Annotated in this window: 11 protein-coding genes; 10 read left to right on the top strand and 1 reads right to left on the bottom strand. The window is 44.8% G+C overall.

Features of this window, described 5'->3' with window-relative positions:
- Positions 1-36: 36 nt before the first annotated feature.
- The 10 genes from xseA to M1M80_RS12410 all read left to right on the top strand — a co-directional run bounded on the left by xseA (position 37) and on the right by M1M80_RS12410 (position 10607).
- Positions 37-1383: an exodeoxyribonuclease VII large subunit gene (xseA, locus tag M1M80_RS12455; protein WP_060399001.1), complete on the top strand. Its 1347-nt coding sequence runs from the start codon at positions 37-39 to the stop codon at positions 1381-1383.
- Positions 1380-1634, top strand: a complete 255-nt coding sequence (locus tag M1M80_RS12450) for an exodeoxyribonuclease VII small subunit (RefSeq protein WP_003226409.1) — start codon at positions 1380-1382, stop codon at positions 1632-1634. Before xseA ends, M1M80_RS12450 begins: the two co-directional genes overlap by 4 nt.
- Entirely contained in the window at positions 1624-2514 is an 891-nt protein-coding gene (locus M1M80_RS12445; RefSeq protein ID WP_060399000.1) for a polyprenyl synthetase family protein, read from the top strand. Before M1M80_RS12450 ends, M1M80_RS12445 begins: the two co-directional genes overlap by 11 nt.
- 180 nt (positions 2515-2694) lie before the next feature.
- Positions 2695-4596 (top strand): 1-deoxy-D-xylulose-5-phosphate synthase, encoded by a 1902-nt coding sequence (dxs, locus tag M1M80_RS12440; protein WP_060398999.1) that lies wholly within the window; start codon positions 2695-2697, stop codon positions 4594-4596.
- Positions 4593-5438 carry a TlyA family RNA methyltransferase gene (locus tag M1M80_RS12435; RefSeq protein ID WP_060398998.1) on the top strand — a complete coding sequence of 282 codons (846 nt, stop codon included), beginning with the start codon at positions 4593-4595 and terminating at the stop codon, positions 5436-5438. The genes dxs and M1M80_RS12435 overlap by 4 nt, the downstream gene beginning before the upstream one ends.
- Positions 5439-5535: 97 nt before the next feature.
- Positions 5536-5985, top strand: a complete 450-nt coding sequence (argR, locus tag M1M80_RS12430) for an arginine repressor ArgR (RefSeq protein ID WP_003236889.1) — start codon at positions 5536-5538, stop codon at positions 5983-5985.
- 35 nt (positions 5986-6020) lie between these two features.
- Positions 6021-7751 carry a DNA repair protein RecN gene (recN, locus tag M1M80_RS12425; protein WP_060398997.1) on the top strand — a complete coding sequence of 577 codons (1731 nt, stop codon included), beginning with the start codon at positions 6021-6023 and terminating at the stop codon, positions 7749-7751.
- Positions 7752-7926: 175 nt separating this feature from the next.
- The gene (gene spoIVB, locus M1M80_RS12420; protein ID WP_003236887.1) at positions 7927-9207 is read left to right on the top strand and encodes a SpoIVB peptidase; all 1281 of its coding nucleotides are present in this window, start codon (positions 7927-7929) and stop codon (positions 9205-9207) included.
- A 275-nt stretch (positions 9208-9482) separates the two neighbouring features.
- The gene (gene spo0A / locus M1M80_RS12415; protein WP_003226427.1) at positions 9483-10286 is read left to right on the top strand and encodes a sporulation transcription factor Spo0A; all 804 of its coding nucleotides are present in this window, start codon (positions 9483-9485) and stop codon (positions 10284-10286) included.
- A gap of 141 nt (positions 10287-10427) precedes the next feature.
- Positions 10428-10607, top strand: coding sequence for a hypothetical protein (locus M1M80_RS12410; protein WP_060398996.1), 180 nt, complete (start codon positions 10428-10430; stop codon positions 10605-10607).
- Positions 10608-10840: 233 nt separating this feature from the next.
- On the opposite strand, the gene M1M80_RS12405 is transcribed toward M1M80_RS12410, so the two are convergent.
- A complete protein-coding gene (locus tag M1M80_RS12405; RefSeq protein WP_060398995.1) occupies positions 10841-11959 on the bottom strand; it encodes an NADH-dependent flavin oxidoreductase in 1119 nt (372 codons plus the stop codon).
- Positions 11960-12002 lie beyond the last annotated feature (43 nt).

Raw genomic sequence — 12002 nt, 5'->3', positions numbered from 1 at the left:
TATGGTGCAGGAATGCTTATGAGAGGAGTTTGAGACATGGGCGAAACAGCGTATGTTACTGTCTCAGCGCTGACAAAGTATATAAAACGAAAATTCGATGTAGATCCTCACCTTGAAAATATTTGGATTAAAGGCGAATTATCGAATGTAAAAATACACACAAGAGGCCACATTTATTTCACATTGAAAGACGAAAATGCCAGAATGCAGTCGGTGATGTTCGCGAGACAGAGCGAGCGTCTGCCTTTTAAACCTGAAAACGGCATGAAGGTGCTGGTCAGAGGCGGAATTTCCGTATATGAACCGAGCGGAAACTACCAATTATATGCCAAAGAAATGCAGCCTGACGGGGTCGGAGCGCTTTATTTAGCGTACGAAGAGCTAAAAAAGAAGCTTGCCGGAGAAGGTTTATTTGATAACCGCTACAAAAAACAAATCCCCGCATTTCCAGCCACAATCGGGGTTGTGACATCTCCAACGGGTGCCGCTGTCAGAGACGTCATTACAACTCTAAAAAGAAGATATCCCCTTGTAAAAGTTATTGTTCTTCCAGCGCTCGTACAAGGCGAAAATGCGAGCAGATCCATCGTTCAGCGCATTGAAGAGGCAAATGAAAAAGAGGTTTGCGACGTATTAATTGTTGGGAGAGGCGGCGGTTCGATTGAAGAACTGTGGGCATTTAATGAAGAAATTGTAGCACGTGCGATCTTCGCTTCTAACATTCCGATTATATCGGCAGTCGGGCATGAGACGGACTTTACGATCAGTGATTTTGTCGCTGATATCAGAGCCGCAACGCCGACAGGAGCAGCTGAGATTGCCGTACCGCATACCACTGATTTAATCGAACGGACAAAAACAGCGGAAGTCAGGATGACAAGAGCGATGCAGCAGCATCTCGGCCAGAAAAAAGAGCGGATTCAAACGCTGCAATCCTCGTATGCCTTTCGTTTTCCAAAGCGTTTGTATGCGCAAAAAGAGCAGCAGTTTGACCTTGCCTATCAACAGTTTCAAGCACAGCTTACCGCTCTTTTAGATCGAAAAAGCAGACAGCTTGAGCGTGAAACGTACAGATTAGAGGCGCTGCATCCTCATGAACAGCTGAAGCAAGCGAGAACACGATACGAGGAACAAACAAATCAGCTGAGAAAAAATATGAAAATTCAAATGAAGCAGCTGCATTCCCAATTTCAAACTGTTCTTGGCAAGCTGAATGCGTTAAGTCCTCTTCAAGTGATGGAAAGAGGATACAGCTTGGCTTATAAAGAAGACGAACTCATTAAAAGTGTCAGTCAGATAGAAGAGAAGGACCAGGTTGAGGTCAAGCTGAAGGATGGCGTGCTGACCTGTGAAGTATTAGAAAAGAGAGGGGAAGAAAAATGACAGACGTGAAAAAAAATGAAAACATGACATTTGAAGAAGCGATGAAAGGGCTTGAAAGCATTGTGTCAAAGCTTGAAGAGGGCGATGTGCCTTTAGAGCAAGCGATTAACTATTTCCAAGAAGGCATGGCTCTTTCAAAAATGTGCCACGAAAAGCTGCAAAAAGTCGAAAAACAAATGGACTTCATTTTAAAAGAAGACGGCGAACTGGCACCTTTTAGTGTTCAGGAGGAAGACGAAGGTGACAAATAAATTAACGAGCTTTCTGGCGGAGCGGAAGAAAATGATTGAAAATCAGCTTTCTGTCTATACAGAGAAGCTTGATATGCCGGACTCATTAAAAAAGTCTATGCTGTATTCCCTAGAGGCTGGCGGAAAGCGGCTGCGTCCTCTCATTGTACTGGCTGTATTAAACGCCTATGGGAAAAGTGAAAAGGACGGCATTCCAGTTGGGTGTGCTGTCGAAATGATTCACACATATTCGTTAATTCATGATGACCTTCCTTGTATGGATGATGACGATTTGCGCCGCGGGAAGCCGACAAACCATAAAGTATTCGGTGAAGCGACAGCAGTATTAGCCGGTGACGGGCTCCTTACGGAAAGCTTTAAGCTGATCACCTCCCACGTGTCAGACGAGGTGTCAGCAGAAAAGCGCCTTCGGCTTGTGAATGAACTGATTTCAGCGGCAGGCACTGAAGGCATGGTCGGAGGGCAAGTAGCTGATATGGAAGCGGAAAACCGCCAAGTCACGCTTGAAGAGCTCGAATCCATTCATGAACGGAAAACAGCCAAGCTCCTCGGTTTTTGCGTAATTGCCGGTGCTATTTTGGCGGATGCGCCTGAGGAAGACATTGAAACGCTGCGTACCTTCAGCAGTCACATTGGAATCGGTTTTCAAATCAGAGACGATATTTTAGATTTAGAAGGCAGTGAAGAGAAAATCGGCAAACGTGTCGGCTCGGATACAACAAACGACAAATCGACTTACCCGTCACTTCTTTCACTGGAAGGGGCCAAACATAAATTGGATGTTCACATCAATGAGGCGAAGCGTTTAATCGGCGGACTCTCTCTTCAAAAAGATCTTTTATTTGAGCTTTGTGATTTAATTGCGGCAAGAGATCACTAAAACGATCCTAATTTGAAGCGGCTGCACGAGATATGGTAAAATGTAAGCAGTTTATATGAAAAATGAAAAGGAAAAGCGTGTTTGTCTTTTTTTATGTCTGAGAACTGGCCATTGTCCAGCTCGGCTTGTAGAAGACATGTATCATTGCAGAAATTCATGCTGAAAGTGAGTTGATCCGCTTTGGATCTTTTATCAATACAGGACCCGTCGTTTTTAAAAAACATGTCCATTGATGAATTAGAGAAATTAAGTGATGAAATCCGTCAATTTTTAATTACAACTTTATCTGCTTCCGGCGGCCACATCGGCCCAAACTTAGGTGTCGTAGAGCTTACTGTTGCGCTGCATAAGGAATTTAACAGCCCGAAAGACAAATTTTTGTGGGATGTAGGCCACCAGTCTTACGTCCACAAGCTGCTGACAGGACGCGGAAAAGAATTTTCGACGCTTCGCCAGTACAAAGGGCTTTGCGGATTCCCAAAGCGGAGTGAGAGCGAGCATGATGTTTGGGAAACCGGGCACAGCTCAACTTCTCTGTCAGGTGCGATGGGGATGGCTGCTGCGCGTGATATTAAAGGTACGGATGAATTTATTATTCCGATCATTGGTGACGGCGCGCTGACTGGCGGAATGGCGCTCGAAGCGCTAAACCACATTGGCGATGAGAAAAAAGATATGATTGTCATCCTGAATGATAATGAAATGAGTATTGCACCGAATGTCGGCGCCATTCATTCTATGCTCGGACGACTGCGCACTGCAGGGAAATACCAGTGGGTAAAAGACGAGCTCGAATACTTGTTTAAAAAGATTCCGGCAGTCGGGGGCAAACTTGCTGCCACGGCGGAACGAGTCAAAGACAGCCTGAAATACATGCTAGTCTCGGGAATGTTTTTTGAAGAGCTTGGTTTTACGTATTTAGGCCCGGTGGACGGACATTCTTATCATGAGCTGATTGAGAATCTTCAATACGCCAAAAAAACGAAAGGCCCTGTTCTCCTGCATGTCATTACGAAAAAAGGGAAGGGGTACAAACCGGCTGAAACCGATACGGTTGGAACATGGCATGGTACCGGACCATATAAAATTAATACAGGTGACTTTGTAAAACCGAAAGCCGCAGCTCCTTCATGGAGCGGCCTAGTCAGCGGCACTGTGCAGCGAATGGCGCGCGAGGACGGACGCATTGTAGCCATTACGCCGGCTATGCCTGTCGGCTCTAAGCTTGAAGGCTTTGCAAAGGAATTCCCTGACCGCATGTTCGACGTAGGAATCGCAGAACAGCATGCCGCTACGATGGCAGCAGCTATGGCAATGCAGGGGATGAAGCCGTTTTTGGCGATTTATTCAACCTTCCTGCAAAGGGCATATGACCAAGTTGTTCATGACATCTGCCGTCAAAACGCGAATGTGTTTATTGGCATTGACCGTGCAGGGCTCGTCGGCGCTGACGGAGAAACACATCAAGGTGTGTTTGATATTGCGTTTATGCGTCACATTCCAAACATCGTCTTAATGATGCCAAAAGATGAAAATGAAGGACAGCACATGGTTCATACAGCACTCAGCTATAATGAAGGCCCGATTGCGATGCGTTTTCCGCGCGGAAACGGACTCGGCGTAAAAATGGATGAACAGCTGAAAACGATTCCGATCGGCACGTGGGAGGTGCTGCGTCCGGGGAACGACGCTGTCATCTTAACATTTGGAACAACAATCGAAATGGCGCTTGAAGCAGCTGAAGAGCTGCAAAAAGAAGGCCTTTCCGTGCGCGTTGTAAATGCGCGCTTTATTAAGCCGATTGATGAAAAGATGATGAAGGATATCCTAAAAGAAGGCTTGCCAATTTTAACGATTGAAGAAGCGGTCTTAGAAGGCGGTTTCGGAAGCTCGATTTTAGAATTCGCTCATGATCAAGGTGAATATCTTACACCAATTGACAGAATGGGTATCCCGGATCGTTTTATTGAACACGGAAGCGTAACGGCGCTTCTTGAAGAAATTGGACTAACAAAACAGCAGGCGGCAGACCGGATTAGATTACTGATGCCGCCGAAGACACATAAAGGAATTGGATCATGACGTCAAAGAAAGAACGTTTAGATGTATTACTAGTGGAAAGAGGGCTGGCGGAAACGCGGGAAAAAGCCAAGAGAGCTATTATGGCGGGGATCGTCTATTCAAACGAAAACCGCTTGGACAAGCCCGGGGAAAAAATTGACCGTGACTTACCGTTAACCGTCAAAGGAAACCCGCTAAAATATGTGAGCAGAGGCGGCTTAAAGCTTGAAAAAGCGCTGAAGGAGTTTCCCGTCTCTGTTAAGGATAAAATCATGATTGATATTGGCTCCTCCACCGGCGGTTTTACGGACTGCGCTCTGCAAAACGGAGCTAAACAGTCATACGCGGTGGATGTAGGCTACAATCAGCTTGCGTGGAAGCTCAGACAAGATGAACGGGTCGTCGTAATGGAACGGACCAACTTCCGTTACGCAACACCGGCAGACTTTACAAAGGGCATGCCGGAGTTTGCTACGATTGATGTATCCTTTATATCACTGCGGCTCATCCTGCCTGTCCTCAAAACATTGCTTGTACCGGGCAGTGACTGCATGGCTCTTGTTAAGCCGCAGTTTGAAGCGGGACGGGAATCCGTCGGCAAAAAAGGGATTGTCAGAGATCCAAAAGTGCATGCTGATGTTCTCAAGCGAATGATCAGTTTTTCTGCGGCTGAAGGCTATATCTGCAAAGGCCTGTCATTTTCCCCAATTACGGGAGGAGACGGTAATATTGAATTTCTCCTTCATTTGCATTGGCCGGGAGAGGGACAGGAAGGACAGGAGCTGCCGGAAGAAGAGATCACCCGCATTGTAGAAGAGGCACATAAGACGTTAAAAGAAAAAAAAGCAGATGTACCGGAATAATAGGGCGACTATTATTCCTTTTTTCTGCATTCATGTACAATTTGCAGAGAATCATATAACATAAAAGAACAGATAAGCTGGAAATAGAGGTGCTTACATGAACAAAGGCCAGAGGCATATTAAAATCAGAGAGATCATTACAAGCAATGAAATCGAAACGCAAGATGAATTGGTCGACATGCTGAAGCAGGATGGATACAAAGTAACGCAAGCCACGGTTTCACGGGATATTAAAGAACTTCACCTTGTAAAAGTCCCTACGAATAACGGCTCTTACAAATACAGTCTTCCGGCAGACCAGCGTTTCAATCCGCTGTCCAAGCTGAAGCGGGCACTGATGGACGCATTTGTGAAAGTAGACTCTGCAAGCCATATGATTGTGCTGAAAACGATGCCGGGCAATGCCCAGGCAATCGGGGCGCTGATGGACAATTTGGACTGGGATGAAATTATGGGGACCATTTGCGGAGATGACACGATTTTAATTATTTGCCGGACTCCTGAAGATACAGACGGCGTAAAAAACAGACTGCTTGAGCTGCTGTAACAGAAATCTAACAAAGATAAGAGGTGTAATGCTGTTTGTTAGCTGAACTATCGATTAAAAACTTTGCCATTATTGAGGAACTGACGGTTTCTTTTGAACGCGGGCTCACGGTTTTAACAGGAGAAACCGGAGCCGGCAAATCCATCATCATAGATGCCATTTCTCTTTTAGTCGGAGGCCGAGGATCATCTGAATTTGTCAGATATGGAGAAGCAAAAGCCGAGCTTGAAGGGCTGTTTCTGTTGGAGAGCGGCCATCCCGTTTTTGATATATGCGCTGAGCAGGGAATCGACGTTTCAGACGAAATGATCGTTATGAGAAGGGATATCAGCACGAGTGGAAAAAGCGTTTGCCGGGTTAATGGCAAGCTTGTCACGATTGCCTCGTTAAGAGAGATCGGCAGGCTTTTATTAGATATTCACGGGCAGCACGATAACCAGCTGTTAATGGAGGACGAAAATCATCTCCAGCTTTTGGACAAGTTTGCCGGAGCCGAAGTGGAAAGTGCGCTCCAAGCATATCAGGAAGGATACCAGCGTTACATGAAGCTGCTTAAAAAGCTAAAACAGCTTTCTGAAAGCGAACAGGAAATGGCCCACCGCCTTGATCTCATTCAATTTCAGCTCGAAGAAATCGAATCGGCAAAGCTTGAGCTTAATGAAGATGAACAGCTTCAAGAAGAACGCCAGCAAATTTCAAACTTTGAGAAGATATATGAATCGCTGCAAAACGCGTATAACGCGCTTCGCAGTGAGCAAGGCGGGCTGGACTGGGTCGGAATGGCATCAGCGCAGCTTGAAGATATATCCGATATTAATGAACCGCTGAAAAAACTGTCTGAAAGTGTTTCGAACTCCTACTATCTTCTGGAGGACGCTACATTTCAGATGAGAAATATGCTGGACGAGCTTGAGTATGATCCGGAACGCCTGAATTATATTGAAACACGTCTTAATGAAATCAAACAGCTGAAACGAAAATATGGTGCATCTGTTGAAGATATTTTAGAATACGCTTCTAAAATTGAAGAAGAGATAGACCAAATTGAAAACAGGGACAGCCACCTTCAAAGCTTGAAGAAGGAGCTTGACTCAGTCGGCAAAGATGTCGCAGTGGAAGCGGCAAATGTTTCACAAATCAGGAAAGCATGGGCGAAAAAGCTGGCCGATGAGATTCATCGGGAATTAAAAAGCCTGTACATGGAAAAGTCAACGTTTGATACGGAATTTAAGGTCAGAACAGCGTCCCGCAATGAGGAGGCGCCGATTGTAAACGGCCAGCCTGTTCAGCTGACTGAACAAGGGATAGATCTGGTGAAGTTTTTAATTTCAACCAATACAGGTGAACCGCTAAAATCTCTTTCGAAAGTCGCTTCCGGGGGAGAGTTGTCTCGGGTAATGCTTGCCATAAAAAGCATTTTTTCCTCTCAGCAGGATGTGACGTCGATTATATTCGATGAGGTCGATACCGGTGTAAGCGGCAGAGTCGCCCAGGCAATCGCTGAGAAGATCCATAAAGTGTCAATAGGATCACAAGTGCTGTGTATTACACACTTGCCTCAGGTGGCTGCCATGGCCGATACGCACCTTTATATTGCGAAGGAGTTAAAAGACGGCAGAACGACGACACATGTCAAGCCGCTGTCTAAGCAGGAAAAGGTAGTGGAAATCGGGCGCATGATTGCAGGAGTCGAAGTAACAGACTTGACGAAACGCCATGCGAAAGAACTTTTAAAACAAGCGGATCAAGTCAAAACAACTGGGTAAGCTGCGCGAGAAGCGCAGCTTATTTTTTTTCGCACACATCCATTCGTTCATCAGTATATCCAATGTTTTTCTTTATATGACAGTTATAAATAAGGCGTCAGAAGGCAAAATTAAATGATGTAGCAGCAAGTCATAAAGAAGGTGTGGGATAGGAGCGAGGAGAGTGAAGTAGTGAATGCCCGATAACATCAGAAAAGCAGTAGGTTTAATTCTCCTTGTTTCGTTATTAAGTGTAGGTTTATGCAAACCGCTAAAAGAGTATTTACTGATTCCAACGCAAATGAGAGTATTTGAAACCCAAACACAAGCGATTGAAACGAGCTTATCGGTAAACGCTCATGCACAAGAATCGTCAGAAGCGTTTACAGTAAAAAAAGACCCGCATGAAATCAAGGTGACAGGCAAAAAATCAGGTGAATCAGAATTAGTATACGATCTTGCCGGATTTCCAATCAAAAAAACAAAAGTGCAAGTTCTTCCTGATTTAAAAGTCATACCTGGCGGACAATCAATCGGTGTTAAACTTCATTCCGTCGGTGTTCTTGTCGTCGGGTTTCATCAAATCAACACAAGTGAAGGCAAAAAATCTCCGGGAGAAACGGCCGGTATCGAAGCGGGCGACATCATTATTGAGATGAATGGACAGAAAATTGAAAAAATGAATGATGTAGCCCCATTTATCCAAAAGGCGGGTAAAACCGGAGAATCGTTAGATTTACTGATTAAACGTGATAAGCAAAAAATCAAAACAAAGCTCATTCCAGAAAAGGATGAAGCAGAAGGCAAGTACAGAATCGGATTATATATCAGGGATTCGGCTGCTGGCATCGGTACCATGACCTTTTATGAACCGAAAACAAAAAAATACGGAGCACTTGGCCACGTGATTTCCGATATGGACACAAAGAAACCAATCGTAGTGGAGAATGGAGAAATCGTCAAATCCACTGTAACATCGATTGAAAAAGGGACAGGCGGAAATCCGGGAGAAAAACTGGCGCGATTTTCCTCAGAACGCAAAACGATCGGGGATATTAACAGAAACAGCCCATTTGGGATTTTCGGCACACTGCATCAGCCAATTCAAAACAACATTTCAGATCAAGCATTGCCGGTTGCGTTTTCTAATGAAGTCAAAAAAGGGCCGGCTGAAATTTTAACGGTCATTGATGATGACAAGGTAGAAAAATTTGATATTGAAATCGTCAGCACGACGCCGCAAAAATTCCCGGCGACAAAAGGAATGGTCTTAAAAATAACCGATCCGAGGCTGTTGAAAGAAACAGGGGGCATCGTACAGGGGATGAGCGGAAGCCCGATCATTCAAAATGGAAAAGTGATCGGCGCTGTCACCCATGTGTTTGTAAATGATCCGACAAGCGGCTACGGCGTTCATATTGAATGGATGCTGTCAGAAGCAGGAATCGATATTTACGGAAAAGAAAAAGCAAGCTGACTGCCGGAATTTCCGGCAGTTTTTTTGTTTTTATTCCTCTTCACTTCTCAGAATACATACGGTAAAATGTACAAAAGAAGATTTTTCGACAAATTCACGTTTCCTTGTTTGTCAAATTTCATTTTTAGTCGAAAAACGGAGAAAAACATAGAATAACAAAGATATGCCACTAATATTGGTGATTATGATTTTTTTAGAGGGTATATAGCGGTTTTGTCGAATGTAAACATGTAGCAAGGGTGAATCCTGTTAACTACATTTGGGGAGGAAGAAACGTGGAGAAAATTAAAGTTTGTGTTGCTGATGATAATCGAGAGCTGGTAAGCCTGTTGAGTGAATATATAGAAGGACAGGAAGACATGGAAGTGATCGGTGTAGCTTATAACGGACAGGAATGCCTGTCGTTGTTTAAAGAAAAAGATCCCGATGTGCTCGTATTGGATATTATTATGCCGCATTTGGACGGACTTGCTGTTTTAGAGCGGCTGAGGGAATCAGATCTGAAAAAACAGCCGAATGTCATTATGCTGACAGCCTTTGGACAGGAAGATGTCACGAAAAAGGCCGTCGATTTAGGCGCGTCCTACTTTATTCTCAAACCGTTTGATATGGAAAACCTTGTCGGACATATCCGTCAGGTCAGCGGAAATGCCAGCAGCGTGACGCACCGTGCGCCCTCATCGCAAAGCAGCATTATACGCAGCAGCCAGCCTGAACCAAAAAAGAAAAATCTCGACGCGAGCATCACAAGCATTATCCATGAAATCGGCGTCCCGGCGCATATTAAAGGCTATCTCTATCTGCGCGAAGCAATCTCAATGGTATACAATGACATCGAATTGCTCGGCAGCATTACAAAAGTCCTCTATCCGGACATCGCCAAAAAATTCAACACAACCGCAAGCCGTGTAGAAAGAGCGATCCGCCATGCAATTGAAGTGGCGTGGAGCAGAGGAAACATTGACTCCATTTCCTCATTGTTCGGTTATACTGTCAGCATGACAAAAGCTAAACCTACCAACAGCGAATTCATTGCAATGGTTGCGGATAAGCTGAGATTAGAGCATAAGGCTTCTTAAGCATGAGCGGTTTAAGCGATGATTAAATCAAACGTCTTTTATTTATTAGTCCGCGCTGATAAATAGGAGGCGTTTTGTTTTAGGGACATTTATTATAATGGATGATGAATATGAAGCACATTTTTCGGAGGGAGTGATAATGTGTTTGAAAAGTACGGACTGCTGATTGCGTTATTTATTCTTGCGCTTTGCGTCAATTCGAACATCATTACAGAATCACACATGGCAGGCACCCTGATCGACTTCATCTCATTTACAGTCATGGTTTCATGTGTTTTCGCTGCTTGGATTACCAAAAACAAACAATCAGGATCAAATTGAAACCTTTCCCCTGCAAACTCGTAAGATAAGGACGTATTCATGAACAAAGAAGACGTACGAATGAAAAAGAAAAAAGCCGGAAAACGTGACGGATGCTGTTGGATTTGCTTTCTGAAGCGGCAGACCTATTGCTGTTCCTGCCATTTAGGTTTTTACACAAACTGTTTGATTAGAGAAAAAGCCCCATATACAAGGGGCTTTTTTAAAAATATCGTTTCGGCAGTCTCCACACATTAATCTTTATAAGGCACCCAGCCAGGCGTGTTCACTATTGCTTGCCATAGCGGTTCAGGCAAGTGATATTTTTCTTTATCTGTGCCTTTGATCACTGTTTCGATTTGTTTTTCACGGCCTTCTTTTACTTTCACCGTCCAGTCAGGGTCAACTAGAATTTCGCGTCCCATCGCGACTAGCGGAATGCCGTTTTCGATTACGGCCAGCGCGTCATCTGCGGAATGAATGGAACCGACGGCGATAAGCGGCACTTTGTTTCCGACACGTTCATTCAACAAGTCCATGCGTGTGCGAGTCGGATCTGCACCGCGGCGCGCTTTTGAGTTCACGTCCATCAGTGAGATATGAAGGTAATCCAATTCTTTATCCCCTAAAGCGTCAACAAGCGTAAAGGTTTCAGTCATTGTCAATCCTGGTGTCTCAGGTTCTTCCGGAGACAGGCGGTAGCCGACTAAGAACGCACCCTTCGCATGTTCTGCAGCGGCTTTTTTCACTTCATCGACAATAGCAAGCGGGAAGGCTAATCGTTTTTCGTCGCTACCTCCCCAGCGGTCTGTGCGCTGATTGGTTTTCGGAGAATAAAACTGCTGAATCAAGTAGCCGTTTGCGCCGTGAATTTCGACACCGTCAAAGCCGGCTTCAATGGCGCGTCTTGTCGCTTCTCCAAATGCCTTCACAATGTTATCTACTTCTTCCTCTGTTAAGGCGCGGGCAATTTGCTTGCCGTTATCAAACATGTCACTTGGCCCTACAACATCTTGTTGCGGAACGAGCTCAGACGGACATTCAATGCCGCCGTGATGAAATTGTACAACGGCTTTAGCGCCTTGCGCCTGAATGGCTTGCGCTAATTTTTTTAAACCTGGAATGTTGGAATCATCATGGATGGCCGGCTGCCCGGGAAATGCTTTTCCATCCGGTGTGACATTTGCACAGGCTGTAATCACCATTCCCATTTCTTTTGAACGGGGGATGATGTAATCAAGCTCTGCTTGAGATATTGTACCGTCATCATTAGAAGCGTAATGAGTCATTGGTGCTACTGTGATCCGGTTGTCAATTGTAACGCCGCTTTTAAACGTAAATGGTTCAAACAGCGGTTTATATTTAGGGTTCATTTGATCATCTTCTTTCGTTTGGATTCGCACATATTCTAGCCTA

It is taken from the genome of Bacillus inaquosorum, assembly GCF_023238325.1.
In the GTDB taxonomy this organism is placed as follows: domain Bacteria; phylum Bacillota; class Bacilli; order Bacillales; family Bacillaceae; genus Bacillus; species Bacillus inaquosorum.
Note: the sequence above shows the minus strand (reverse complement) of the source record. Positions and strands in the feature narration are given on the sequence as shown.